This is a genomic window from Rhizobium sp. NPDC092011, from assembly GCF_044756305.1.
GTDB lineage: Bacteria > Pseudomonadota > Alphaproteobacteria > Rhizobiales > Rhizobiaceae > Rhizobium.
On sequence record NZ_JBIVSO010000001.1, the window covers coordinates 522508 to 548575 of the forward strand.

Annotated in this window: 26 protein-coding genes; 7 read left to right on the forward strand and 19 right to left on the reverse strand. The window is 60.0% G+C overall.

Annotated elements, in window-relative coordinates:
• Positions 1-11: 11 nt before the first annotated feature.
• The 10 genes from ACIQJ2_RS02625 to pcaD all read right to left on the reverse strand — a co-directional run bounded on the left by ACIQJ2_RS02625 (position 12) and on the right by pcaD (position 8391).
• On the reverse strand, positions 12-728 hold the full coding sequence (locus ACIQJ2_RS02625) for an ABC transporter ATP-binding protein (protein ID WP_400665962.1): 717 nt from the start codon (positions 726-728) through the stop codon (positions 12-14).
• Positions 709-1473: an ABC transporter ATP-binding protein gene (locus ACIQJ2_RS02630; RefSeq protein ID WP_184703378.1), complete on the reverse strand. Its 765-nt coding sequence runs from the start codon at positions 1471-1473 to the stop codon at positions 709-711. Before ACIQJ2_RS02630 ends, ACIQJ2_RS02625 begins: the two co-directional genes overlap by 20 nt.
• A complete protein-coding gene (locus ACIQJ2_RS02635; RefSeq protein ID WP_400665958.1) occupies positions 1470-2477 on the reverse strand; it encodes a branched-chain amino acid ABC transporter permease in 1008 nt (335 codons plus the stop codon). The genes ACIQJ2_RS02630 and ACIQJ2_RS02635 overlap by 4 nt, the downstream gene beginning before the upstream one ends.
• A 1-nt stretch (position 2478) precedes the next feature.
• Positions 2479-3342 (reverse strand): branched-chain amino acid ABC transporter permease, encoded by an 864-nt coding sequence (locus tag ACIQJ2_RS02640; RefSeq protein WP_400665956.1) that lies wholly within the window; start codon positions 3340-3342, stop codon positions 2479-2481.
• Positions 3343-3432: 90 nt separating this feature from the next.
• The gene (locus ACIQJ2_RS02645) at positions 3433-4605 is read right to left on the reverse strand and encodes an ABC transporter substrate-binding protein (RefSeq protein ID WP_400665954.1); all 1173 of its coding nucleotides are present in this window, start codon (positions 4603-4605) and stop codon (positions 3433-3435) included.
• Positions 4606-4748: 143 nt separating this feature from the next.
• Positions 4749-5801 carry a 3-carboxy-cis,cis-muconate cycloisomerase gene (locus ACIQJ2_RS02650; protein ID WP_400665952.1) on the reverse strand — a complete coding sequence of 351 codons (1053 nt, stop codon included), beginning with the start codon at positions 5799-5801 and terminating at the stop codon, positions 4749-4751.
• A gap of 3 nt (positions 5802-5804) precedes the next feature.
• Positions 5805-6419 carry a protocatechuate 3,4-dioxygenase subunit alpha gene (gene pcaG / locus ACIQJ2_RS02655; protein ID WP_400665950.1) on the reverse strand — a complete coding sequence of 205 codons (615 nt, stop codon included), beginning with the start codon at positions 6417-6419 and terminating at the stop codon, positions 5805-5807.
• Positions 6419-7168 (reverse strand): protocatechuate 3,4-dioxygenase subunit beta, encoded by a 750-nt coding sequence (gene pcaH, locus ACIQJ2_RS02660; protein ID WP_199145655.1) that lies wholly within the window; start codon positions 7166-7168, stop codon positions 6419-6421. Before pcaH ends, pcaG begins: the two co-directional genes overlap by 1 nt.
• Before the next feature lie 12 nt (positions 7169-7180).
• Positions 7181-7585, reverse strand: a complete 405-nt coding sequence (pcaC, locus tag ACIQJ2_RS02665) for a 4-carboxymuconolactone decarboxylase (protein WP_184703385.1) — start codon at positions 7583-7585, stop codon at positions 7181-7183.
• Positions 7582-8391: a 3-oxoadipate enol-lactonase gene (pcaD, locus tag ACIQJ2_RS02670; RefSeq protein WP_400665947.1), complete on the reverse strand. Its 810-nt coding sequence runs from the start codon at positions 8389-8391 to the stop codon at positions 7582-7584. Before pcaD ends, pcaC begins: the two co-directional genes overlap by 4 nt.
• A gap of 94 nt (positions 8392-8485) precedes the next feature.
• Here pcaD and pcaQ point away from each other — a divergent pair, with 94 nt between their 5' ends.
• Positions 8486-9412, forward strand: coding sequence for a pca operon transcription factor PcaQ (gene pcaQ / locus ACIQJ2_RS02675; RefSeq protein ID WP_400665945.1), 927 nt, complete (start codon positions 8486-8488; stop codon positions 9410-9412).
• A 116-nt stretch (positions 9413-9528) separates the two neighbouring features.
• On the opposite strand, the gene ACIQJ2_RS02680 is transcribed toward pcaQ, so the two are convergent.
• Together ACIQJ2_RS02680 and pobA are read right to left on the reverse strand one after the other, a co-directional pair.
• On the reverse strand, positions 9529-9894 hold the full coding sequence (locus ACIQJ2_RS02680; protein WP_400665943.1) for a hypothetical protein: 366 nt from the start codon (positions 9892-9894) through the stop codon (positions 9529-9531).
• Between the two features lie 152 nt (positions 9895-10046).
• Positions 10047-11219 (reverse strand): 4-hydroxybenzoate 3-monooxygenase, encoded by a 1173-nt coding sequence (gene pobA, locus ACIQJ2_RS02685; protein WP_400665941.1) that lies wholly within the window; start codon positions 11217-11219, stop codon positions 10047-10049.
• 216 nt (positions 11220-11435) lie between these two features.
• Between pobA and ACIQJ2_RS02690 the strand changes: the two genes are divergently transcribed.
• Positions 11436-12323: a helix-turn-helix domain-containing protein gene (locus ACIQJ2_RS02690; protein WP_400665939.1), complete on the forward strand. Its 888-nt coding sequence runs from the start codon at positions 11436-11438 to the stop codon at positions 12321-12323.
• A gap of 206 nt (positions 12324-12529) precedes the next feature.
• Here the strand turns inward: ACIQJ2_RS02690 and ACIQJ2_RS02695 are convergent, their stop codons facing one another.
• Positions 12530-13285 carry an IclR family transcriptional regulator gene (locus ACIQJ2_RS02695; protein ID WP_400665937.1) on the reverse strand — a complete coding sequence of 252 codons (756 nt, stop codon included), beginning with the start codon at positions 13283-13285 and terminating at the stop codon, positions 12530-12532.
• 133 nt (positions 13286-13418) lie between these two features.
• Between ACIQJ2_RS02695 and ACIQJ2_RS02700 the strand changes: the two genes are divergently transcribed.
• The 4 genes from ACIQJ2_RS02700 (at position 13419) to ACIQJ2_RS02715 (ending at position 18750) form a co-directional block, all read left to right on the forward strand.
• Complete coding sequence (locus ACIQJ2_RS02700) at positions 13419-14279, forward strand: CoA transferase subunit A (RefSeq protein ID WP_199145639.1); 861 nt, start codon at positions 13419-13421, stop codon at positions 14277-14279.
• A 10-nt stretch (positions 14280-14289) separates the two neighbouring features.
• On the forward strand, positions 14290-15060 hold the full coding sequence (locus ACIQJ2_RS02705) for a CoA-transferase subunit beta (protein ID WP_400665935.1): 771 nt from the start codon (positions 14290-14292) through the stop codon (positions 15058-15060).
• A complete protein-coding gene (gene pcaF / locus ACIQJ2_RS02710; protein ID WP_400665933.1) occupies positions 15060-16265 on the forward strand; it encodes a 3-oxoadipyl-CoA thiolase in 1206 nt (401 codons plus the stop codon). The genes ACIQJ2_RS02705 and pcaF overlap by 1 nt, the downstream gene beginning before the upstream one ends.
• A gap of 154 nt (positions 16266-16419) precedes the next feature.
• Entirely contained in the window at positions 16420-18750 is a 2331-nt protein-coding gene (locus ACIQJ2_RS02715; protein ID WP_400665931.1) for a cation:proton antiporter, read from the forward strand.
• Positions 18751-18855: 105 nt separating this feature from the next.
• Here ACIQJ2_RS02715 and ACIQJ2_RS02720 read toward each other — a convergent pair whose 3' ends face one another.
• Positions 18856-19251 carry an ester cyclase gene (locus tag ACIQJ2_RS02720; protein ID WP_199145634.1) on the reverse strand — a complete coding sequence of 132 codons (396 nt, stop codon included), beginning with the start codon at positions 19249-19251 and terminating at the stop codon, positions 18856-18858.
• Between the two features lie 33 nt (positions 19252-19284).
• Positions 19285-21285, reverse strand: coding sequence for a putative bifunctional diguanylate cyclase/phosphodiesterase (locus ACIQJ2_RS02725; protein ID WP_400666817.1), 2001 nt, complete (start codon positions 21283-21285; stop codon positions 19285-19287).
• A gap of 196 nt (positions 21286-21481) precedes the next feature.
• Here ACIQJ2_RS02725 and ACIQJ2_RS02730 point away from each other — a divergent pair, with 196 nt between their 5' ends.
• Positions 21482-22513, forward strand: coding sequence for a class I SAM-dependent methyltransferase (locus tag ACIQJ2_RS02730; RefSeq protein ID WP_400665929.1), 1032 nt, complete (start codon positions 21482-21484; stop codon positions 22511-22513).
• 15 nt (positions 22514-22528) lie between these two features.
• On the opposite strand, the gene ACIQJ2_RS02735 is transcribed toward ACIQJ2_RS02730, so the two are convergent.
• The 4 genes from ACIQJ2_RS02735 to ACIQJ2_RS02750 form a co-directional block, all read right to left on the reverse strand.
• Positions 22529-23155 (reverse strand): DedA family protein, encoded by a 627-nt coding sequence (locus ACIQJ2_RS02735; RefSeq protein ID WP_400665927.1) that lies wholly within the window; start codon positions 23153-23155, stop codon positions 22529-22531.
• Positions 23152-23694, reverse strand: a complete 543-nt coding sequence (locus tag ACIQJ2_RS02740; RefSeq protein WP_400665925.1) for a class I SAM-dependent methyltransferase — start codon at positions 23692-23694, stop codon at positions 23152-23154. The genes ACIQJ2_RS02735 and ACIQJ2_RS02740 overlap by 4 nt, the downstream gene beginning before the upstream one ends.
• 147 nt (positions 23695-23841) lie before the next feature.
• Positions 23842-25197 (reverse strand): sensor histidine kinase, encoded by a 1356-nt coding sequence (locus ACIQJ2_RS02745; RefSeq protein WP_400665923.1) that lies wholly within the window; start codon positions 25195-25197, stop codon positions 23842-23844.
• Positions 25194-25868 carry a response regulator transcription factor gene (locus ACIQJ2_RS02750; RefSeq protein ID WP_400665921.1) on the reverse strand — a complete coding sequence of 225 codons (675 nt, stop codon included), beginning with the start codon at positions 25866-25868 and terminating at the stop codon, positions 25194-25196. The genes ACIQJ2_RS02745 and ACIQJ2_RS02750 overlap by 4 nt, the downstream gene beginning before the upstream one ends.
• Positions 25869-26068: the final 200 nt, after the last annotated feature.

Below are 26068 nucleotides of genomic sequence, written 5' to 3' on the forward strand. Positions count from 1 at the left end.
GCTTCGTGGCGCTAATGAAGGCCACCGACACCGAGCAGCCGCTCCACGACCTGATGGTCTGCGGCAAGCGCCTCGGGAGTGCCTCTCCAGGCAAGCCGCCCGCGCTCGAGAATGATGACGTCGCTGGCAAAGTCGAGCGCACTTTGAATACGCTGCTCCACGAGAAGAATGGTCATGTCTCCGGTTTCGGCGAGCTTTGCGAAAGCCGCCATCAACTCCTCACAAATGACGGGAGCGAGCCCCTCCAAGGGTTCGTCCAGAAGCAGGACCGAGGGGCGCCCGAGGATCGTGCGGGCGGTTGAAAGCATCTGCTGCTCGCCGCCGGAAAGCTGGCCACCGAGATTCCGGCGGCGCTCATTCAGGCGCGGGAACATATCATAGGCTTCCTGCAGAGCGCTTTTCGGCCGCCCCTTCAGCCCAACGGAGAGGTTTTCCTCCACCGTCAGCGTCGGGAAGACATCGCGCGTCTGCGGCACATAGCCGAGACCCTGATGGGCGCGTTTCGCGCTCGGCAGTCCCGCAATCTCCGCCGAGCCCAGCCGGATTCGGCCCTCGTAGCGGCGCGTCTGGCCGGCAAGGGTGGCAAGCAGCGTGCTCTTGCCCATGCCATTGCGACCGAGCACGGCAAGCCGGCCGCCGGCCGGCACCGAGAAGGAGACGCCTTCCAGCACGCGCGTCGGGCCATAACCGGCCGACAGATTTTCGACTTCAAGCGGCGTGGCCGGCATTGGCGTAGCTCCCAAGATAGGCTTCGCGCACACGCGCATCCTGTGTCACGTCTTTCGGCGAACCGTCGAAGATGATCGTGCCGGCCGCCAGCACGACGACGCGCTTGGCGAAGCGGAAGACCAGATCCATGTCGTGCTCGATCATCAACACGGCGAGATCGGCAGGCAGATCGGCGAGCGCCTTCTCGATCCGGCCAGTATCGCTTTGCGGTACGCCCGCGGCCGGTTCGTCAAGCAGCAATATTTTCGGCTTCAAGGCCATGGCGACGGCAATTTCGAGCAGCCGCTGCTGGCCATAGGCAATCTCGCTGACCCTGCGATGCGCCAACCCGGCAAGGCCGAGCGTACCGAGCAGCTCGTCCGTTTCCTCCATGACATCACGCATGGCGAGAAAATTGCCGAACATGCGGCCGAAGCGGCCCGTCCGCTGCAACACCGCCATGCCGACATGCTCGGCGGGGGTCATGTCCTGAAACAGTCGCGTCACCTGGAACGACCGCACCAGGCCGCGCCTGACGCGGCCGATGGCATCGACCTTGTTGACGTTTTGCCCGGCAATGCGAACCTCGCCTGAGTCAGCCGGCAGATTGCCCGTGACGAGATTGACGAAGCTGGTCTTGCCGGCGCCGTTCGGCCCGATCAAGGCGACACGGTCGCCCGGCGCCATCGACAGGGTGACACCATTGGTGACGGTCAGCCCGCCGAAAGCTTTCCTGAGATTGTCGACCTCGAAAATCGCGCTCATGACCGCGCCTCCCGGCGGCGAGCCACATAGGCGACGGCGGTGCCATAAATGCCCTTCGGCGCAAAGAGAACCACGAGGATCAGCAGCGCGCCGACGATGGTCAACCAATGGAAAGGATTGGCAGCGGAAACATAATCCTCGAACAGCATGAAAATCAGGGTGCCGACAAGTGCCCCGAATAGGGAGCCTGTACCGCCGAGCACGAGCATGACAAGGGCCTCGGCCGATTGCGTGAACGACAGGCTGTCGAGGCCGACGACCTGCGTCGAGATCGCGTTCAAAGCGCCGCCGATGCCGGCAACCGCGCCCGAAATGACGTACATCTTGATCAGCGCGGTCTTCGGCGAAGCACCCATCGCGCGAATGCGCAAGGGATCCTGCCGGATGCCGCGGCAAAGCATGCCGAACGGAGAGCGCACGAGAATGCGCAGCAACACAAGCACGATCAGCAGCAGGGCGACCGCATAGACGTAGGCCGTATGTCCGTAGAGATCGAATTCAAAGCTGCCAAACAGCGGATCCGGGGCGATGCCGGACAGGCCGTCGCTGCCACCGGTCCAGCTCGAAGCCTTGTTGGCGAACTCGTGGAAGAGATAGATCAGCGCGATCGAAAGAACGAGCTGCGGTAGGCCATGCGCACGCAGGATAACGATGGAGCAGACCAATCCTGCAACCGCGCCACCCAGTACGCCGGCAAGTGTCATCAGGAGAGGATCGTTGATGCCGTAGTGCGCCGACGCAATGCCGGCGGCGTAGGCGCCGGCGCCGAAAAGGGCGGCATGGCCGAGCGTCGCCACGCCACAATAGCCGGTGACGAGATCAAGCGACAGGACCAGCAGGGCAATCGCGATCAGACGCGTCAGAAGAGCGAGGTTGTCGGGAAACAGAATGTAGCCGATCGCAGCCAACGCCGCGATCACGGCAACCGCAATCACATCCCGTCCAAGAGTACGATGTCTGGTCACGGCAGGAATGGCCTCTCTTTCCAGGGTCGTCAGCGCCATCTTACTTCATCCTCCCGGCAAAGCCGCGCGGGAAGACGCAGACGATGGCGATGACGGCCAGATAGAAGAAAAACTCGCCATATTCGGGCATGAGGTAACGGCCTGTTGTGTCGATGCAGCCGAGGATGAGGCAGGCAAGCAGCGCGCCGGAAATGGAGCCCGCACCGCCGACCGAGACAACGACCAGAAAAGTCATCATGTAGCGCAAGGCATAATAGGGTTCGACAGGCAGCAGTTCAGCGCCGACGACACCCCCGAAAGCCGCAAGCCCAACGGCAATGGCAAAGCTGACGGCGTAGACGATTTCGGTACGCACGCCGAGAGCCGCCGCCATCGAGGCATTGTCGACGGAGGCGCGCAGCTTGACGCCGAACGACGTCTTCTCGATCGTGAACCACAGTGCCAGAGCGACGATCAGGCCGCAGACGATCGCGAAGATGCGATGCGTGCCGATGGTGCGGAAGCCGAGATCGACCGAGCCTTGCAGTTCGCCCGGCAGCGGTATGGTCTTCAGCGTCGGACCGAAGACGTAATTGGCGATGCCGATTATGCAGAAGGTGATGCCGATCGTCATCAGCACCTGCGTCAGCTCCGGCGCCCCGTAGATACGCCGATAAAGCAGACGCTCGATCGGGATGGAGATAATGACCGTGCCGACTAAGGCCAAGAGCACGGCCGCACCATAGCCCAGACCGAGATCGCGCGCCGCATAGGAGGCGATGTAGCCACCGATCATGGCGAAGGCGCCATGCGCGAGGTTGACGACGCGCATCAGCCCCATGGTGACGGAGAGGCCAATGGAGATGACGAACAGCACCATGCCGTAAGCGAGGGCATCGACTGCTATGCTGAGCACGGTTTGCATTGAAATCGCTGGTCCGGTTGTTGAAGCGTCTCTGTCGTCACCCGCTTGAGCGGAGTTTTCCGCTCAAGCGGGTGACCTCACGGGAGCGCTTTACTTCGCAGCAGCAAGGCCGGGATCGCCCTGCTTCTCGAATGTCTGGATTTCCTTGTTGTAGTACTTGCCGTCGTCACCCTTGGTGACTTCGCGCAGATAGATGTTCTGCGTGATATGGCGGCTTTCCGCATCGATGGTGACCGGACCACGCGGGCTGACCCAGGACAGACCCTTGACGGCATCGACAGCCTTCTGCGCATCCTGCTTGCCGCCGGTCGCCTCGATCATCTTGTAGATGACATGCATGCCGTCGAAAGCACCGACTGCGGGGAAGGTCAATTCTGCAGGATTGCCGATCGCCTTATCGGCGGCGGCGACGAATGCCTTGTTTTCGGCTGAGTCATGCGAAATCGCATAATGGAAGGTCGTCTGCATGCCGAGTGCGGCATCGCCGAGCGCCGGCAGATCGGATTCCTGAGTGAGGTCGCCGGGGGCAAACAGCTTGATACCACCGGCCTTCAGGCCATTCTCATTGTAGGCCTTGACGAAGCCGAGCGTCGTCGGGCCGGATGGCAGGAAGGCGAAGACGCCCTGCGCGCCGGAATCCTTGATGCGCTGCATGATCGGGCTGAAGTCGTTGGTCGACAGCGGCATGCGGATCGCCTGCACCACCTGACCACCCTGCTTCTCGAAGCCGGCCTTGAAGGCATTTTCGGCATCGACGCCCGGGCCGTAATCGCTGACGACGGAGATGACCTTCTTCACGCCGGCGTCATAGGCAACCTTGGCGATCGGCGTCGAGGTCTGCCAGGTGGTGAAGGAGGTGCGCACGACCAGCGGGCTCTTGGTGACGATTGCCGAGGTCGCGGCATTGAAGATGACCATCGGCACATTGGCCTGCTTGAGGATCGGCGTCACGGCCATCGCGTCCGGCGTGAAATAGAAGCCGGCGAGATACTGAACCTTCTCCTTGACGACGAGTTCCTGAGCCAGCGCCTTCGACTGCGCAGGATCGGCCTGCGGCACGTCGCGGTAGATCACCTCGACGTCGTCATTGCCGATCTTCTTGCCGTTGAGCGCCATATAGGCGTCGATACCGGCCTTGAAATTCTTGCCCTGCAGCGCGAACGGACCGGAGAAAGGTCCGATGACGCCAACCTTGATCGTGTCGGCATAGGCAGCACCGCCAAGAGCAACAGCCGCGATGGCGGCCAAGATAAACCGTTTCATTTTTCTCCTCCCGGCAGCCGTTTTTCGTACCGCCCTTGATCGTTTAAAACTTGATCACCACCAATTTCCCATAGGAAATGGTAATGTAAAATGAAATAAAGCCTTCCATCCATACCTATACGGTTATGAATATCGGCGACTTCCTATCCTTTCGCCGCTCCCAGGCGCTTGATCATGCCGACGAGTTGCAGTGCATGGCGCAGCGATGCCGCCGTCGCCATCACCATAGGCGGCAATAACAACCATTCCAACGTCCAGGCAGCCCCGGAGCGTTCCTGTTCGTGCACGAGCGACTGGTGAATGCCCGAAAGCTGAACAGCATTGAAGCGGGCAAGCGTAACCAGCACTTCGGCCGCGACCGGGTTCTGCTTGTGCGGCATGGCCGAGGAACCGCCGCCGCCAACAAGCTCGATCTCATCGCCGGCCTGCGCCAGAAGCGCGACATCCTGGCCGATCTTGCCGAGACTACCCGAAATCATGGACAGCAATCCCGCAAGTTCGGCGATGCGTGCCCTCTGGCTTTGCCATTGCGGTTCGTCCGTCAGCCCGAGAGCCTGCGCCAGCAAGCCTCTGATTGCAGCCGCTTGCGGCCCGAGCTTTTCGAGCGTGCCGGCGGCACCGCCGAATTGCAGCGGAAAGCTCTCCTGCGTCAGCCGATCGCGATATTGATCGAGTGGATGGCGCCACGCCAGCAGCCGATCCGACACCGTGATCGGAATCGCCGCCTGCATCCGGGTGCGACCCATCAGTCTGTTCGATCCGAATTGCTTTTCCAGTTTGGAAAGCGCTGATGATACGGCAAAGAGACGGCCGCTGAGGACAAACGCAACTGCTTTCAGCCGCAGCATCAGGCCGGTGTCGATGACGTCCTGGCTGGTGGCGCCGAAGTGGACATGGCCACTTGCATCTCCACCGACCGCCTTGCGCAGCTGCCTGACAAGATCGGGCACGACGACGCCATCAGACGCAGTTGCAGTCTTCAAGCTCTCCAGATCCGGTTCGAAGCTTTTGCAGACGTCGGCGATCCGCTTGGCCGCATCAGGCGGAATCAGCCCCTGCCGCCCCTCGACCTCGGCAAGTGCCGCTTCGAAGACAAGCATGGATCGAATATCGGCGCTGGCCGAAAAATAGTCCGCGATCTCCGTGTCACCGAGGAGGCCGGACAGGAACGGGTGGTCGAAGGGAGAAACGCTCATGGCCTATATATCGAGGAAAACCGTTTCCTTGTCGCCCTGCAAATGGACATCGAAGGTGTAGGTGGAGCCTTCCTTCACGCCAATCATCGTTGCGACGCGATCCTTATGTTCGATGCGCGCGAGCAAGGGGTCTTCGGCGTTTGCGGCAGTCTCCTCCGGGAAATACATGCGTGTGTGCAGACCGATATTGATACCGCGCGCCACGATCCAGAAGGTGATGTGCGGCGCCATCTTGCGGCCGTCCTTGAAGGGCGCACGGCCCGGCTTGATGGTCTCAAAACGGAAAACGCCGTCAGCCGAGTTGGTCGGGCAGCGTCCCCAGCCGGTAAAATTCGGATCGGCGGTGCCACGCAGCTCCGAGGGGCTGTTGTAAAGCCCTGCGCTGTCTGCCTGCCAGATCTCCAGAACGGCATCCCTGACTGGCGCGCCCGCGCCATCGATTACCCTGCCCGTGATTGTTATGCGCTCCCCGAGCGTCTTGTCGTTGACCATCGTGGAGCCGAGATCGGCCTCATAGACGCCGACGATCTCGCTATAGTTCGGCGTGAGGCCGATATGAACGTAGGGGCCGGCCGTCTGTGACGGCGTTTCCTTGAGATAGCCGAGTTCCTGTACCATCAATTGCCCTCCAGCCGGTTTTCGAACAGGGTCGAACGGCGACCGCGCAGCACGATATCGAATTTATAAGCGCGGGCATCCATCGGAATCGTGTTACCCCAGTCGAGTGGTGCGATCAGCTGCTCGACCGCCTGCTTGTCGGGGATCGTCCCGACGATCGGACATTTCCAGATCATCGGGTCACCCTCGAAATACATCTGCGTGATCAGCCGCTGGGCAAAGCCATGCCCGAACACCGAGAAGTGGATATGAGCCGGCCGCCAATCATTGACGCCATTCGGCCAGGGATAGGCGCCGGGGCGGATGGTACGGAAAGCATAACGGCCTTCGTCGTCGGTAATGGCACGGCCGCAACCGCCGAAATTCGGATCGATGGCAGCGAGATAGGTTTCCTTCTTGTGGCGATAACGCCCACCGGCATTGGCCTGCCAGAATTCGAGCAAAACACCGGGCACCGGCCGGCCACGCTCGTCGAGTACGCGGCCGTGAACGATGATCCGCTCGCCGATGGCGCTTTCGCCCGCCCTGGCAAAATTGTGGATCAGGTCGTTGTCCAGCTCATTCAGTATCGAATGGCCGAAAACCGGCCCGGTAATCTCCGAAATCGTGCCGTCGAGCGAAAGCAATGCGCGTTGTGGCGAGCGCAGCACGGAAGTCTTGTATCCAGGCGAAAATGCCGGCGGATGCCAGGCCCGGTCTCTGGCGAAAAAGGCGCCCGTCTCGGGCTTGCTATTGCTTCTGTCGGACATGTCTGCCTCGCTTCATGCCGCTTCTTCGGCGTCCATCTGTTCGAAAACCTGCTTGGCGATCTTGATCGCATGGTTTGCCGCCGGCACGCCGGCATAGATCGCCACATGCAGAAGCGCTTCGCAAACGTCGTCGCGCGTCGCGCCTGTATTGCGCGTCGCGCGCACATGCATGGCCACCTCGTCATCCTGACCGAGCGCCGCCAGCAGCGCGATCGTAACGATGGACCGTTCACGCCAGCTGAGCGTCGGGCGCGACCAGACATGTCCCCAGGCGGCCTCGGTGATCAGCTCCTGGAAAGGCCGATCGAACTCGGTGACGCCGTGCTGGGCACGATCGACATGGCCGTCGCCCAGCACGGCGCGGCGGGTCGCCATGCCCTGCTGGTAACGCTCGGACGGCGTGGTGGGGTCATTCATGGGGCTTGTTCTCCACGCAGGACGACGTCGATGAAGGCACGGATGACTTCGGTCAACGCCTCGGGTTGTTCGACGCAGGGAATATGGCCGGCGTCCTTGATGACTTCATAGCGCGCATTCGGAATAAGTTTTGCCGTCGAGAGCACCAGCTCCGGCGGCGTCGAACCGTCCTGATCGCCGACGATGCAAATGGTCGGCACGGCGATCTTTGCGGCGGCCTCGGTCAGATCGGCGTCGCGAAGCGCGGCGCAGGTTGCGGCATAACCTTCAACCGGTTGCCGGATCAGCATGTTGCAATAGCCGGCGTAGGCGATGTTTTCCGGACGGCGAAAGGCAGGCGTGAACCAGCGCTCCATAATCGCATCGACGATGGATTCGATGCCTTCAGCCTCTACTGCCGCGATGCGGGCATTCCAGCTTTCGGCCGTGCCGATCTTGTGGGCAGTGTCGCAAAGGATCAGCGCCCGCACCAGATCCGGGCGACGCTGATAGAGCGACTGGGCAACCAGCCCGCCAACCGAAAGACCGCAAATGATGGCATTCTTCACAGAGAGAAAATCGAGCAGGCCGGCAAGGTCTGTCGCATGATCCTCGATGGAATAGGGCATCTGACCGAGATCGGAGAGGCCATGGCCGCGCTTATCGTAAAGCACAATGGCGAAATCGCCGGCGAGCCGCACGATCACATCGCGCCAGATCCGGAAATCGGTACCGAGCGAATTGGCAAAGACAAGCACCGGCTTGTCGCCGGGGCCACCAATGATCTGGTAATGGATCGTGACGTCGTTGATGCGGGCAAACTGCACTGGAAATCTCCTCGGGCGCGAGATTGGATGTATAATCTGGTTAGGTAAAATGATATTTCTTTGCCCTACGATAACTCAATGGTTATGAATAGGGATGCTCGACGCACGCATTAAATTCCGCCATCTGCAAACCTTTGTCGAGGTTGCGCGCCAGAAAAGCGTGATCAAGGCGGCGGGACTGCTGAATATCAGCCAGCCGGCGGTGACGAAGACGATCCGCGAACTGGAGGAGGCGCTCGGCGTTGCCGTCTTCGAACGCGACGGACGCGGCATTCGCATTACCCGCTACGGCGAAGTCTTCCTGCGCCACGCAGGTGCGGCGCTGACGGCGCTGAGGCAGGGTCTTGATTCCGTGTCGCAGGAGCGCTCCGGCGAAGCGCCGCCCATCCGTGTCGGCGCTCTGCCGACTGTTTCCACACGGATAATGCCGCGAGCGATGGATCTGTTTCTGCGGGAGGAAACCTGGAGCCGCATCAAGATCGTGACCGGCGAAAACGCCGTGCTGCTGGAGCAGTTGCGCGTCGGCGATCTCGATCTCGTCGTCGGGCGACTTGCCAGTCCGGAAAACATGGCGGGCTTTTCCTTCGAACATCTCTACTCCGAACAAGTGGTCTTCGCGGTGCGAGCCGGCCACCCGTTATTATCAAACAAGCAATCGCTGTTTTCCGATCTCAACCGCTACACGATCCTGATGCCAACGCGCGGTTCGATCATCCGTCCGTTTGTCGAAAGCTTTCTGATCGCCAATGGCGCGGGCGGCGTGCCCAACCAGATCGAAACCGTTTCGGACTCTTTCGGCCGCGCCTTCGTGCGATCGAGCGACGCTATCTGGATCATCTCGGCCGGCGTCGTTGCCGGCGATGTCGAAGACGGGCTGCTGGCGCTGCTGCCGATCGACACCAGCGAGACGAAGGGGCCGGTGGGCTTGACCGTTCGCACCGACGCCATTCCCACCTTGCCTTTGTCGATCTTGATGCAAACCATTCGGGAAGCGGCAAGTGAGGTCGCTCGGAAGATTTGAGACAAAAATCAGTACACAATCACGATTATAAAGTATTTTTAAATTATAAATTATTGATAATGTAAATCACTCAATATCCGTCTAATTAAAATGCGTAACCACCTGAAAACTTGGAACTATAATTTCCTACTTTGATTAGTCTCAATAGACTGCGGGAAGAAGTAATCTTGATAGCGCGAGCTTTCTAGATCAACGAGAGGAATGGTGTTCCAATGAATTTGCTCAAGGAAAGAACGAAGCCTTTCAATAACGCACTCCGGCGATTCCAGACGAGCCCATTGTCGTTCTCTTATCGTCGTATCGAGATACCGAAACTCGACAAAACCGGAGGAAAGCGGTGAAATTCTAAGGTGGGCACCCGAGTAGCATGGATCAATGCTGGTTTCCTTGATGCAAAGATCGTACATTGATATCCAGCCAAACAATACATGGCGTAACGAATTGCTGGCAATGAAATCGGCAAGAATTTCGATGCCCTTCATCGCAGAAGCGAGTCTTTCATCTCGGAAATGCTTCCGCGACTGTCGAATATACTCTGCAATGAGGTGCCACCGCCTAATCATGCCTGAATGCTATATTTCAGCACACTTACCTGTCAATTGAGGGACTAAAGGCTAAGAAATCGAGATAAGTTTCACAACGGCAGGCCGACATAGTTCTCGGCCAGCGCGGTCGATGCGGCACGCGAATGGGTGAGATAATCGAGTTCGGCTTCCTGGATCTTCTGATCGAAATCGCTGGTATCGGGAAAGCGATGCATCATCGTCGTCATCCACCATGAGAAGCGGACTGCTTTCCAGACCCGGGCAAGCGCGCGCGCGGAATAGGCATCCACCCCGGCGTTCGAGCGATCCTGATAATGCTCAAGAAGACCTGAGAACAGATAATGGACGTCGCTCGCCGCCAGATTGAGCCCCTTGGCACCCGTCGGCGGCACGATATGGGCGGCATCGCCAACGAGGAAAAGGCGACCGAAGCGCATGGGTTCTGCCACAAAGGAGCGCAGCGGCGCGATCGATTTTTCGAAAGACGGGGCTGTGATGAGTGCCTCGGCATGATGGTTTGGCAGCCGACGGCGCAACTCATCCCAGAAGCGATCGTCGCTCCAATCCTCCACTTTCTCGTCGAGCGGACACTGGATGTAATAACGGCTGCGCGTCATCGAGCGCATGGAGCAGAGGGCAAAGCCACGCGGATGGTTGGCATAGATCAGCTCGTGATTGACCGGCGCCACCTCGGCCAGCAAGCCGAGCCAGCCGAAGGGATAGACCTTCTCGAAGCTGCGCACCGCCTTATCCGGAACCGATTTGCGGCTGACGCCGTGAAATCCGTCGCAGCCGGCAATGAAATCGCAATCGATGCGATGGGAAACGCCGTCCTTCTCGTAGGTCAGATAGGGCGCGTCGCCATCGAAGCCGTGCGGCTCGACATTGGCCGCACTGTAGATGGTTGGTGCGGCGCTTTCCTCGCGACGGGCCATCAGGTCGCGGGTCATCTCCGTCTGGCCGTAGATGACGACCCGCTTGCCGCCGGTGAGACCATGAAGGTCGATACGGTGGTCACGACCGTCGAAGGCGAGCGAGAAACCATCATGCGGCAAGCCTTCCGCATGTAACCGGGCGCTCGACTTCGCCTCGTCCAGCAGCCGAACGGTACCTTCCTCCAGAACGCCGGCGCGCACGCGTCCGAGAATGTAGTCTTTGCCGACGCGATCGAGAATGACATTGTCGATGCCGGCCTCCGTCAACAGCTGACCGAGCAGCAGCCCGGACGGCCCCGATCCGATAATGGCGACTTGCGTGCGCATCTCATCCTCCCATGCGTGCTAGAGCATTTGCATCCCAAAGGAATGCTGCGGCATGCCCCATCTCTTTGCCTTTACGCAGTTCCGGACGCAAAACCGCTACGCACTTTTGCTGGAACTGCTCTAGTTCCTCTCAAGTCTGTTCGGCGCGCGGCCGATCCGCAATGGACATTTCGGTCATGAAATTGCACAAATCGAGCATGACCGAAGAGGTAAGCCATGACCAGGAACGTACCGACCTACGAGCTCTACGGTGAGAATACCGGCCAAAAGCCGGATTTTTGGCTCCATTGCGAAACTATCCCGTCCCGCAGCAGCCTCCATCATTGGGAAATCCGCCCGCATCGGCACGAGAGTTTCTTTCAGATCTTGTACATAGACGCCGGATCCGGTGACGCAATCTTCGACGGTGTTGCGCATGCGATCGCACCACCCGCCGTCATTACGGTGCCGCCGCATCTCAACCACGGATTCCGGTTCTCACGAGACATAGACGGCTTCGTCATCACGGTACTGATCTCGCATCTGAGGGCCTCTCCAGGCGATCGCAGCCGGCTCGGCGCATGGCTTGCCGAACCGCATCTGACGCTGTTGAATCCGGGCGACGAAGATGCAGCCCACGTCGCCAGCACATTGAGGCGCCTGGGAGAAGAGTTCGCCAGCCAGCGCAACGGCCGTACCGATCTTCTCGAAGCCTATCTGACAACAGCATTGCTGCTGACAGCACGGATCGCCCGAAAAACCGATGAAACCACCAATCCGGACGATGAAACCGAGCGCCGGATGGAGATGCTGCAGGGCCTCATCCAACGCCACTTCCGCTCTCATAAACCAGCCGCATTCTATGCCGAGAGTTTGGGTATTTCACTCGCCCATCTCAGTCGCATCGTGCGCAGCCGGACAGGGCATGGCGCCCACGAGCTGATCACGCGCAAGCTGCTGGACGAAGCCAAGCGCGAGCTGGTCTTCACCTTCGCGACCGTTCAGGAAATCAGCTATCGCCTCGGCTTTGCCGATCCAGCCTATTTCTCTCGCTTCTTTGCCAAGCAGACCGGCCAGACGCCCCGCACCTGGCGCATCGAGGAGCGCGGGAGACTTGGGGTCTGAGCATGGCGCCTTGGAGCGGGTCAAAAATCTAGCTAGCCACCCGCCCTTGTGGTTCGAGACGACCCCTTGGGCCTCCTCACCATGAGGACCAATCTTCTCGCCTCGCTCAAGAGACTGCAAAGGGCGGGGAATCACCGGGCAGCTTCATCCTCATCCTGAGGTGCGCAGCCTCGAAGGACGAGGATGGCCCCGTAAGCCTCAAAAGATCACGGCAGTACCACCCGCAGCGCCTTCTGTGTCTCCTGCAACAGCGGTAAAAAGCGTTCCACCATTTCGGCCGCAGCAACATAGGCGGCCGGTGCGCCGATATTGATTGCTGCAACGGTCTGCCCGCGATCGTTTTCGACTGGCACGGCGATGGAGCAGAGGCCGATTTCCAGTTCCTGATTGATGAGGGCGTAACCCTGCTCCCTCACCCGGCGAAACTCCGCCATCAGCTCTTCAGGATCGGTCTTGGTATTCGGCGTGTTGGCCTTGAGGTCGGTCCTTTCAAGCACCAGGCGCGCCTCGCCTTCCGGCAAGGCGGCAAGAAGGACGCGGCCCATCGAGGCGCAGAACGCCGGAAGGCGGCTGCCCGGCGTCAGGTTGATCGACATCACCCGCCGTTGCGAGGCGCGGGCGATATAGACGACTTCCGTTCCGTCGAGCACCGAAGCCGAGGCATTCTGCCCGGCCCGTTCGGAGAGCAGGTCGAGATGCGGCTGGATGATGATCGGCAGGGGCGTTGCCGCCAGATAGGCATGGCCGAGCCGCAAGACCTTCGGCGTCAAGGTGAAGAACTTTCCATCATAGACGGCATAGCCGAGCTCCGAGAGCGTCAGCAGCGAGCGGCGCACCGTCGCGCGGTCAAGCCCCGTCAGCTTCGACGCCTCTGCAATCGTCAGGCGCTGCCGCGTCTCGCCGAAGGCTTCGATGACTTTCAATCCCTTGGCAAACCCACTGACGAAATCTGTTTCGCGCATATCGCATCCCCAAAATCGCATTCATTTTGTGCGATATATGAACAAATGTCAAATAACGCACAAACTCGTTGACGACCCCAAGCCGAAGGCGCTTATTGGCGGCCACACGAACAGCATTTGTCGAGGAGACCCTATGGCGAAGATCCTATCGCTCTCGCAGGCGGTGGCGGAGAATGTGCGGGATGGCGACACCGTCGCCATGGAGGGATTCACCCACCTCATTCCCTACGCCGCCGGCCACGAAGTCATCCGTCAGGGCAAGAAGGACCTCTTCCTGATCCGCATGACGCCGGACATTCTCTATGACCAGCTGATCGGCGTCGGTGCAGCGCGAGGCATGAAATTTTCCTGGGGCGGCAATCCCGGCGTCGGCTCCCTCCATCGCTTCCGCGATGCTGTCGAGAACCAATGGCCTCGCCCTCTCGAGATCGAGGAACATTCCCATGCCGCCATGGCCAATGCCTATGAAGCGGGCGCGGCGAACCTGCCATTTGCCATGCTGCGCGGCTATATCGGCGCCGATCTGCCCAAGGTCAATCCGAACATCAAAAGCGTCACCTGCCCCTTCACCGGCGAAGTTCTCGCCGCCGTTCCTGCCATCAGGCCGGACGTTTCCATCATCCATGCGCTACGTGCCGACCGAAAGGGCAACGTGCTGCTGGAGGGCATCGTCGGCGTCCAGAAGGAAGCGGTACTCGCCGCCAAGCGCTCGATCGTCACGGTCGAGGAAATTGTCGACGAGCTGAAGCCGTCGTCGCCCAATTCCGTCGTCTTGCCGACCTGGGCGGTCACAGCGGTCGCAGCCGTGCCGGGCGGAGCCTTCCCTTCCTACGCGCAGGGCTACTACAAGCGCTCCAACGCCTTCTATATCGCCTGGGACGAAATCGCCCGCGATCGCGATAGCTTCCAGGCCTGGATCGATGAGCACGTGATGAAGGCCGGTCCCGAGGACTTTGCCAAACATGCCGGCAAGCAGCCGGTCAAATCGGCGTAAGGAGGTCAAGATGAGCGATTTTACGCCCACAGAAATGATGACGATTGCCGCCGCCCGCGCGCTGACGAATGACGACGTCTGCTTCGTCGGCATCGGCGCGCCATCTGCCGCCTGCAACGTCGCGCGGCTCACCCATGCGCCGGACATCACCCTCATCTACGAAAGCGGCACTGTCGGCACCAAGCCCGACGTGCTGCCGCTCTCGATCGGCGACGGCGAGCTTTGCGACACCGCGCTTTTCACCGTTTCCGTGCCGGAAATGTTTCGCTACTGGCTGCAGGGCGGCCGCATCACCACCGGCTTCCTCGGCGGCGCGCAGATCGACAGGTTCGCCAATCTGAACACGACGGTCGTCGGCCCTTACGATCACCCGAAGGTCCGCCTGCCCGGCGGCGGCGGCGCACCGGAAATTGCCAGCAACTGCGGCCAGATCTTCATCACCATGGCGCTCTCCAAGCGCGGCTTCGTCGAGAAGCTGCCCTTCATCACCTCGATGGGTCATGGCGAGGGCGGCAATCACCGCGAACGCTTGGGCATGAAGACGAAAGGTCCGACTCGCGTTATTACCGATCTCTGTGTTCTCGAACCTGATCCGACCACCAAGGAATTGACTGTCGTGTCGATCCACAAAGGTGTAACCCCTGAGCAGATAAAAGAGAATTGCGGCTGGGCGATCAAGTTTGCCGATGAGGTGATCGAGACGCCCCCGCCAACCGAAACCGAACTATCCGTCCTGCGCGATATCAACGCGCGCACCAAGAAAGCCCATGAGGCAGCCTGATGACCGAAGCCTTTATCTGTGACTATATTCGCACCCCGATCGGCCGCTTTGGCGGATCGCTTTCTTCCGTTCGCGCCGATGACCTCGGCGCCGTGCCGCTGAAGGCACTGATCGAGCGTAACGGTTCGGTCGACTGGGAAGCCATCGACGACGTGATCTATGGCTGCGCCAACCAGGCAGGCGAGGACAATCGCAACGTCGCGCGTATGGCGACCCTGCTTGCCGGTCTGCCCATTTCCGCGGCCGGCACGACGATCAATCGCCTGTGCGGCTCCGGTATGGACGCCATCATCGCAGCCGCCCGCGCCATCCGCGCCGGCGAAGCAGACATCATGATTGCCGGCGGCGTCGAGAGCATGTCGCGCGCGCCCTTCGTGCTTCCCAAGGCCGAAAGCGCTTTTTCGCGCAACGCCGAGATCTATGACACCACCATCGGCTGGCGCTTCATCAACCCCGTGATGAAGAAGCAGTATGGCGTCGACTCCATGCCGGAGACGGGCGAAAACGTCGCGGAAGACTATAAGGTCACACGCGAAGACCAGGACGCCTTCGCCGTTCGCTCGCAGGCAAAGGCTGCCGCAGCGCAGGAAAACGGCCGCCTCGCCAAGGAAATCACCCCGGTCACCATCCCGCAGCGCAAGGGCGATCCTATCGTCGTCGGCAAGGACGAGCATCCCCGCGCCACAACGATCGAAGCGCTTGCCAAGCTCGGCACTCCCTTCAAGAAGGAAGGCGGCACAGTGACGGCCGGTAACGCCTCCGGCGTCAACGATGGTGCCGCAGCCCTCATCATCGCTTCAGAAGCAGCCGCGAAGAAATACGGCCTGACGCCGATCGCCCGCATTCTGGGCGGCGCGGCGGCCGGTGTGCCTCCGCGCATCATGGGCATCGGCCCGGTTCCGGCCTCGCGCAAGCTCATGGCCCGGCTCGGCCTGCGTCAGGAGCAGTTCGACGTCATCGAACTCAACGAGGCCTTCGCCTCGCAGGGGCTTGCCGTGCTGCGCGAACTCGGCATTGCCGATGATGACGCCCGCGTCAATCGCAACGGCGGCGCGATCGCGCTCGGCCATCCGCTCGGCATGTCCGGCGCTCGCATCACCGGTACGGCGGCACTCGAGCTCAAGGAAACTGGCGGGCGCTATTCGCTCTCGACCATGTGCATTGGCGTCGGTCAGGGCATTGCCATCGCGCTGGAGCGGGTGTGACCGTTTCTATCGACCATGGTCCGCCGCCCACACCGCGGCGGACCAGCTTTGCCACTGCATTCGCACGGCAAACCAAATAAGGCGGCAATTGCCGATGTGATCGGGAACGGCAACGGCTTTGATGCGTTTTCCTACTAGTCAGTGGGATCGATCCATGTCGTCACGCCAGAATTGCATAAAATCATTTTCGTCGAACTTCCTTATTATTGTTATTGCCATCATCCTGTCGCTGTCGATTGCTCAAAGCGCCTTCGCAGCGGAGGGACAAAAGGCCAGCCATCCCTCGGAAGGGCTGTTTCTGATTCAGATCGTCCTGCTTGTCGTATCGGGCAGATTGCTCGGTGAATTGATGGTGCGCATCGGCCAGCCGTCGATCATGGGCCAGATCATCGCCGGCATCATTCTCGGTCCCTCTCTTTTCGGCCTGATTTTCCCGCACGCGCAAGCGAGCCTCTTTCCATCGAACGAGGCTCAAAAAAGCATGTCCGATGCGGTCGGTCAGCTCGGTATCCTTTTTCTTCTGCTGCTCGCCGGCATGGAGACCGACCTGGGACTGGCGAAGCGGCTGCGCAAATCCGCGGCTGGCGTATCGCTGACAGGCATCGTCATTCCCTTCGCTGCGGGCTTCGCTCTGGGGGAGCTCATTCCCGACTCCTTGATTCCCGATCCCCAGAAGCGGTTGGTCACCTCCCTCTTCCTGGGCACCGCGCTTTCCATCTCCTCTGTGAAGATCGTCGCCTCCGTGGTGCGCGAGATGGACTTCATGCGCCGGAACATCGGCCAGCTGATCGTCGCTTCCGCCATCATCGACGATACGGTGGGGTGGGTGATTATCGCCATAACCTTCGGGCTCGCCGAAAAAGGCATGGTCGATTTTACCACGCTGGCGACCAGCGTGATCGGCACGCTCGCTTTCATGGCCGTCAGCTTCACCATCGGCCGTCGAATCGTCTTCGAAATCATCCGCTGGACCAATGACAATTTCCGCAGTGACCTGCCGGTGCTGAGTGCGATTATCGCGATCATGGGCGGGATGGCGATCATCACCAACCTGATCGGCGTCCATACGGTGCTCGGCGCATTCGTCGCAGGCATTCTGGTCGGCGAATCTCCGATTCTGACGCGTCAGATCGACGTGCAGCTTCGAGGATTGACGACTGCGCTGTTCATGCCCGTCTTCTTCGGGTTGACTGGCCTGCAAACCGATCTGACCGTGCTTGCCGATCCCTCGATCCTATTGCTGACTGCGGCTGTCGTTGTCATCGCAAGCATTGGCAAATTCGGCGGTGCCTTTGCCGCCGCCAAGTTCGGCGGCTATTCCGGATCGGAGGCTCTGGCGCTCGGTTGCGGCATGAACGCCAGAGGATCGACCGAGGTGATCGTCGCGACCATCGGCCTATCCGTCGGCGTCCTCGACGAGAAGCTCTTCTCCGTCATCGTCGCGATGGCGGTCATTACAACGATGGCCATGCCGCCGACGCTTCGTTGGGCGTTGGCGCGCCTGCCATTGCGAGAGGAAGAGCGCGACAGGCTTGAGCGCGAACAGTTCGAAAAGGAAAGCTTCCTTGCAAACTTCGAGCGCATCCTGCTGGCGGTCGATGGTTCGCAAAGCAGCCGCCTTGCCACCTGGATCGCGGCATTCTTCGCTCTGGCGCGCAAGATGCCGGTCACCGTTCTGGACGTACAGAAGTTCGACGACATGAAAAAGGATCCTGAGACGACGACACTAACGGCGACGTCGCAAGCACGAGCCTTCGCCGACGATCTACGGCAATGCGCGACTGAACTGCTCGCCGCGGCCCCGCCCGAACACGACCTGGCGAGTGAGGGCGATATCCATGTCACCATTCGGGAGAAGGACGACAGCCTGGAAAAAGTGCTCGCCGACGTATCCGGCACTGGCCACGATCTTCTATTCGCAGGCATAGAGCCCTCCATGAACGAGGAAGGCCGTTTCAGCGCATCCCTGCACATCATGACCTCCGCCTTTCAGGGAACGACCGCTATCGTGACGGCCCGAGGCTCCCTTCCGGACCATCCCAACCAACTGCGGATTCTGTTGCCTGTCAGCGGCACGGAACGTTCCATTCGTGCGGCGGAATTCGGCCTGGCGATCGCCAAGGCAGCGGGCGCCCATTGTGCTCTGCTGCTGATCGTCGAGCCGCGGCAGGTCAGAGCCATCCCCCGCATCAGCGATCAAGGCAACGATCAACAGGATATCCTCAAGAAGGTCGGCGCGATCGCTGATTACTACGGGGTAGACGTCGAAAAAGTGGTCCAGCAGGGACCGTCGCCAGAATTATCCATCCTTCGTCACGCCCGTAGCGGCAAATACAATCTGATCGTTCTTGGCGTCAGCAAGAGAGCAAGCGGCGGCCTTTCCTATGGCAGCGTTGCGGACACACTGCTGCAGACCGCCGATAGATCGTGCATTTTCATCGAGACCGATCTTGCGACCAGTGCAGCGATCCCGAGCACGGCATGACCCGCCTGCGACAGCCCGCCCAAGCTCGTCGAATTTCCGGATTTCTGAGGGCGCAGGCAACGGCCTCACCTGACCCCCGAACAATAACCTGCGGGCCGGTTACGATTATGGAGCCTCAATCTGAGCGGCGATGGCCGCCTTGTCGATGATCGACCAGACGTCGTGGATGCGCCCCTCCGAGAACTCGTAGAAGACGTTCTCCGTAAACTGGATCCTTTTGCCGTTTACCGGCATTTCGAACAGCATTCCATTCGGAGCACAGTCGAAATAGAGGCGGCTGGCAACGCGCGGCGGCTCGCAGACCAGAAAAACGATATTGAAGTGAAGATCGGGTATCGCGCGGAAGTCCCCTTCAAGCATCTCGCGATAGCCGGATAGTCCTATGTAGTCGCCGTTGTAGCGAGCATCGTCATGGACGAAATTGGCAAGGCTCGACCAATCCTGCCGATTCAGGCAGTCAATGTAGCCTCGATAGATTTCAGAAAGATCGGCACTCGACATACTCGTCGCCTTTGCGATTGTCCTCGTGCCGGCTCAAGCCGATGCCTGCCACCGCCGGCGCTCCGTCCGCCTTGAGACAATTGGATGTTTGAGCGGCGGGGCCGGCCGGCCGATATGGTATCCTTGAACGGCGTCGATGCCAAAGGATTTGACGAGATCGAGCTGCTCTTCATCCTCGACGCCTTCGACCAGAATCCGATGTCCGCGGTTGCGTACGAGGCCGATAATGTCCTCGAGCAGGACCTTCGCGCCCTCACTATTTACCGCATCGTGAAGGAAGGACTTGTCGATCTTGACGGTTTCGAATTCCATCAGACGCAGCCAGGAAAGCCCGGCGAATCCGGTCCCGAAATCGTCGAGCCAGAATTTGATCCCGAGTCTCTTCAGATCCTGAATGCTGTCGAGCACGTCCGGGCGTATTTCCATCTCGACGCCTTCGGTGATCTCGAAGGCGAGCCTATGCCCCGAGATACCCGTTTCGGCCAGGATTGCGGCGACCTGCGCTGCGAAGCCGGGCGCGCGCAGCTGGATCGGAGAAACATTGACGCTGACGGTTTCCACGAGATCGCGCGAAAGCAGATCGCAACATGCTCTTCTGATCGCCCAATAGCCAAGCTCGATGATAGCGCCCGTGCGCTCCGCTATCGGAATGAAAACCGCCGGCGACGAGCTCGATCCGTCGAGAAGCTGCAGCCGCATCAAGGCTTCGTACGCGCCGATCTCACCCGTCTGCATGTACTGGATCGGCTGATAGACCAGCGAAACGAGGTTTTGTTGGATCGCAATTTTCAGTATGGCCGCGATATTCTCACTCGCATCCCCGCCCGGAAGTTCGTTCGGGTCGAATATCCTCGCGCAATTCCGGCCGCTGGCTTTGGCGGAATAGAGGGCGCGGTCGGCCTCGTTGATGATGTTCTCCAGTTTTGTGCCGGCAAGCTCCCTGGTAATGGTCGCTCCGACGCTGACGGTAACGTGTCGGAAGCCGTCCAGCCGCTGCGCGTGGGTAATGTCGAGGGCTTCGATCCCCTCGCAAATGGCTTGCGCCAAAGCCAGAGCTTCCGCGCCGCGATCCAGATCCAGAATGACGATGAATTCCTCGCCGCCGTACCGCCCCACCGTAGCCCCCAGCGGGGCAACGATATCCGACAGGGCATTGGCGACCGTGACGAGGCAATGATCGCCTTCCTGATGGCCATAATAGTCGTTGTACTTCTTGAAGAAATCGACATCGACCAGCAGAACCGCGAACGCCACTGCATCCTGACGCCAGCGCTCCCAGAACTGCTTGAGGCGGATATCGGCAGCTCTTCGGTTCTCCATACCGGTCAGCGAGTCCGTGATCGACAGACGCAAGAGGGCCTCGCCTCGCTCCGTGGCCTGGCGCTGCTGCAGCTCGGCCTCCCTGGCGTTGAGAAAGACGTTGAAGCGCTCGTTGTTCAGCTTCCAGTTCACGTAGGATGTGAAAACGAAGCAGCAGGAATAGAAGGTCGTGAACGCCAGGCAATAGGCCAGGCTGTAGTGGAACTGAGTGAGCGACAACAGAAAGGAAACGAAGATCAGCCCCGAAGAGGCAACCGCTAGGCTGAATTCGAGGCTGAAGAACAGATTGACGCCCATCATGAAGATTGCGCCGAAAGCGGCGTAATAGGAAAATGCCTCGGCATTGGCAGTCTGCAACGCCGGCACCAGCCATACGATATAGCCAAGAACCACCGCGGCTGCGCATGTAGCCTCAAGTTCGCCGGCACGGCGCTGGCGTGCGAATTGGATTTCGAGGACCAGCAGCGAGACACTGCCGATCAGGAAGCGCGCCGGAATCGTCACGTGTGAGACGTCGGGAATGAAGATCAGGTCGGTTATCAGGAAAAGAACATAGACGGGCACGGCAAGCCAAAGCCCGCTGCGGGCCACGGCACGGCGCGCCTCGTTGCTGTAATCCCTATAGAGAGCGCGCAACCCGATAGGGTCGCTCGTCCGGCGTGGCCCTCCCCGGTCAGGATCGCTTCCTCTCGACAATCGACGCATGTTCACCATCATCCGAGTTAGCCGAGACTTCATGTCCACCGCAGTTCACTTTGCATCGCTCAACCGAACAAAATGCTCACTTCACCGGGCTGCTAATTTGCTTCGTTTGATAACGACAGCGTTGCAACCGTGACATTAACAAAACCATAGCGCTCACATTTTATGTGAGATATGGTTTTCATAGTCTTCACGGAATCATTTAAAATTGAAACAATTTCAAACCGCTCTCGATGGCTATAGCCTTGTGACCGCGCAGTCGATCTCGGAACACGCGAGATCAACGGTTAACAATTTTACAACCGACCAGACTAAGGAGGGCGAAGCCGAACTCGCCCTCATTCTATCGTTGACCCAGCAGGCATTCGAAGCGAACGCCCCCGTTCAAGGCATCATGAAAGCCCTGACCGAACGGTTGCAGGTGCTGAAGAACAAAGTGACGCCTCTGACCTGGACGCACCTTGCTTCTCTGGCGCAGATGCATCCAGTCTCGTCCTTCCTGCTTCAAGATCCCTTGACCCGATGGTCTTTCGAAAAGCCCCGCGGGTACAGCGGTGATGCCCAATTGCTGGATTTCATCTACGAGCACCCCGCAGTGAACGCCCAAGTGAAAGAAGCGTCGCCGCTTGGGGCTGAAATCTATGATTTCACGCGACAGGCAGCATCGGCAGTCGCGGTGCGCGAACGGCGTGATCTTCTCGCCGCGCATGTCGATGCCGTCGCCAGCGAGAAGCCGAATGCGGAAATCCTGGCAATCGCAGCCGGGCACCTGCGCGAAGCCGAGCGCTCGGATGCCTTGAAGGGCGACAAGCTCGGACGCTGGGTCGCACTCGACCAGGACCCCATCAGCGTCGGCTCCGTCAGCTCTGCTTTCCATGGCAGTTGCATCGAAGCGGTAAACGGATCCGTCCGCACCATCCTCGGGCGGGCGCAGAAGCTTGGCACATTCGATTTCATCTATGCAGCCGGGCTCTACGATTATCTGGCCGAAAGCGTTGCCGTGAAATTGACGGAACGTTGCCTGCAGATGCTGAAGCCGGGCGGCAAATTCCTTCTCGCGAACTTTGCCCAGGATATCGGCGTTGAAGGCTACATGGAAACCTTCATGAATTGGCCGCTGATCTGGCGAACCGACCGGGATGTCCAATCGATCGTCGATAAGGTCAAGCACCCGATCACCGGCAGCGCCGTCACGCGCGGTGAGAACGGCGGCGTTATCTATGCAATGCTGACCGTTTGAGGGTTTAGTGATCGCTCACGGCCGAGCCGCATCGCGGCTTGGCCGGCTGAGACGATACCCCATGAACAGCAGCGGATAGGCGAGCATGATCGCGGCGAAGGCCGCAGGCAATGCGATGTCCTGATCGAACATGTGCCTGCGCAACATGTAACCCGATAGGAGATAAGGCGTGTTCCAGAGGGCTGCGCCCAAAAAGGTTGCGGCCGCAAAGCGTATTGCTGGCAAGGCAAGCGCCCCGGCGGGAAAGGCGAGATAGACCCTCGCAACCGGAATGATCTGGCCGACAAAGGTGACGCCAAACCGGTGATGACGATACCCGTCCTTTAGCCGCCAATACCATCCGGACTGCACGCCAAGACGCTTTTCCATCTGCAGGACAAGAGCATCGCCGCGTTTGGGGCCGAACCATCGACCCAGCATATACCAGAACAACGAACCCGCCGTTGATCCCGCCGCCGTAACGGCGACGACGCCCGGCATATCGCTCAGGCTGGATACGCCGAACATCCCGAGCATGATGAGCATGCCGCCAGAGGGAATGACAGGTATCAGCTTCTCTACGGTGGAACAAAGAGCCAGGCCGAGCAGGCCCCATGCCGCAAGGGCCGGCAGGAAATCGAGGACGTCTGCTTGATTGATCATGCCGTGGCCACCGCCTGCCTCAACGGCCTTCGCCGGACGATCTTATAGACGCGCGCGGGCGGAAAGTTGCGTAGCACCCGTCCATGCAGCGTCGCCTTGAAGCCGAAGCGATCAAGCAGTCGATGCGGCACGGGACAGCGCATCCCGTAGGTAAACTGGTAGAGCGCACCGCCCTCGCGCAAGCGCGACAACGCACCATCGAGGATCGCAACGACTGCTCTTGGCGACATGTTCAAAAGGGGCAGGCCGCTGATCACGCAACCGAACGGAGGGCTTTCCCGGGGGATATGGGTACCGAGCCTTACGGCATTGGCGCACAAAACGCGGGCATCGGGAAAGCGCCTTTGCAGCATGACCGCGAAATCCGTACTGAATTCCACCAGGGTAAGGTCACTCTCCCGGATGCCGCGGGCAAGCAGCGCCTCGGTGAAAACGCCTGTTCCCGGCCCAAGTTCGAGAATGGGTCCGGAAGCCGAGTTCACCTCGCTGGTGATAAGGTCGGCAAGCATTGCCCCTGATGGCGCTATTGCACCCACCATGCGCGGATTGCTCAAGAGAGTTCGCATAAATAATGACGTGTTGGACATCTGTTCCCGTCCGTGCGGTCCTGGAGATTCGACTGTTGCTCAAGAATCCTACCGTCGCGCCGATTGCGGGAACATTGCATCGATCGGCCACGTAATGGCCTATGCCGCCGACGGGAAACTCAGTCGAAGGGCCGCACCGCCGGTCGGCCCCTCCAATACCGAGACCTGCCCGCCATGAAGCCTGGCAATCTCCTGCACGAGGTTGAGGCCAAGACCGAAGCCCTTGCCATAGCCGGTAAGCCGATGAAACGGCTCAAAGATGCGCGCGCGTTCGTCGGCTGGAATTCCCTTGCCCTCATCCGTCACGGTAATCCCGGTTGCCCGGCTGACATCGACAGTAATCGTGCCCTTCCGGCCGCCATACTGGATCGCATTCTGCACGAGATTGGCAACTGCGCGCTCGAGGGCGACGCGATCACCAATAATTTCAACCTCGTCCTCCTCTGCATGGAAGCAAGGCTCGTAGTTGGCGGCGATCGCAAGCGGCGCCAGTTCGGATACGACGTGACGCGCCACATCGACGAGGTTGACCGGCGTGGGTTCAAATCGATGATTGAGCCGTTGCAGATCGAGGAACTGCTCCGCCAGCGTCGCAAGCCGTACGGTGTCCTCGAAGATCCTCTCCTTCAGCGGGCCGGGAGGGAGACCATCGAGACGCGCCTGCAGGATCGCGACGGGGGTGCGCCACTCGTGCGCCAGATGGGCAAAAAGCCGCTTCTGGCGCTCGTGGCCCTCATCCAATCGGCTCAGCGCATCGTTGACCGCTTCGACAAGCGGCAGGATCTCTCGGGGAACGTCTTCGATGGGCAGCCGCGTTCCCTGTCGATCGACATCGATCTGTCCAGCGCGGGTTACGGCGGAATCGAGCGACGAAAAAGCGCGGCGAACCACAAGCGGTGCCGCCACCACCGTCGCAACCGCCGTCACGACGAGCAGCGGCAGGAGAGTGCTGAAAAAGACGAGACCGGTCGCGGCAATCACCCGCGTTGGCGAGACGCTACCGTCGACACCCGTCAAAACCTGTATCTTGCCTGCCGGCGAACCGACCCATTGGAGCCGCGCGACCGGAACGATGTCTCCACCGAAGTTGCTGCCGAAGCGCGCCTGGCCGATGCCGTCGAGAGTGCCGCCGATGCCTGCATAGACCTGCGGCACCTTCCCGCTTGTTATCATCGAGCCGGCGCGATCTCTCACGACAAACCAGAGATCGGGCAGTTCCGCGCGACGCGATTCGAGTGCCGGCGTAACCTTGATAGCAAGTGTGCCGTCACTTGCGCGCTCGATCGACTCTGCGATCGCATCGATGGTTTCGTCCTCCGGCTGAAGCGAGATGACGCTTCCGGTCATCCAGAGGGCTGCGACGATCAGGATAGCAAGGATACTCAGAAGCACCGCCTGCAACGAGGCGAGCCGCAGCACCAGACGCCATCGCAGCGAAGGCTGGCCCGCACTCATGAGGTCTGCTTCAGGAGATAGCCGATACCACGCACCGGATGGATTTCGAGGCCGGCATCTGCGTCGATGAGCTTGCGCCGCAGTCGGGAAATATGGGCATCGAGTGAGTTGGACTGGATATCGTCTTCAAACCCATAGACGGCCTCTTCGAGCATGTGTCGCTGAACAGTGCGGCCGATGCGGCGGGCCAGCGTCTCGAGCACCAGCAATTCCCGGCGCGGCAAATCGAACCGGCGGCCATTCACGTGCGCCTCCCGGCACCCGAAATCGTAAGACATCCGCCCGAGACTAACCACCTCGGCGCGAACATCGCCCGGCCGGCGCATGACGGCGCGCAATCGTGCAAGAAGCTCCTCGACGGCGAAAGGCTTGACGAGGTAGTCGTCGGCTCCGGTATCGAGCCCATCTATGCGGTCGTCGAGCTGCCCGCGCGCCGTTAACACGATAACAGGGGCACTTACGCCATTTGAACGAAGTTTAGGAATGAGCGACAGGCCATCGCCATCGGGTACCTGCCTGTCCAGAAGAATGACATCGTACACGGCAACCTTTGTTGCCTCCTCCGCATCCGCAAGCGTTATCATATGATCGACAACGGCATCGCGGGCTCGCAACGCGCTACACAGCGCGGATGCCATCTCCGGCTCGTCCTCAAGCAGCAGTATTCGCAATGTCCCACCTCTGCGCAAAGAATGCCTGAATTGCATAGGCGGATTGCGAGAACATTGCGACCCCCTTGTCGAGCCGAGGCTTCAGCGACCGAAGCAGGGATCTATCGTCAAAAAGCTCGCAAGGGTGAGGGATCAGTACTCGCAAATCGACAGGGGAAAGCATTGCTTGCCTTCCCCTGTCGGGATTGTGACTGGAACGA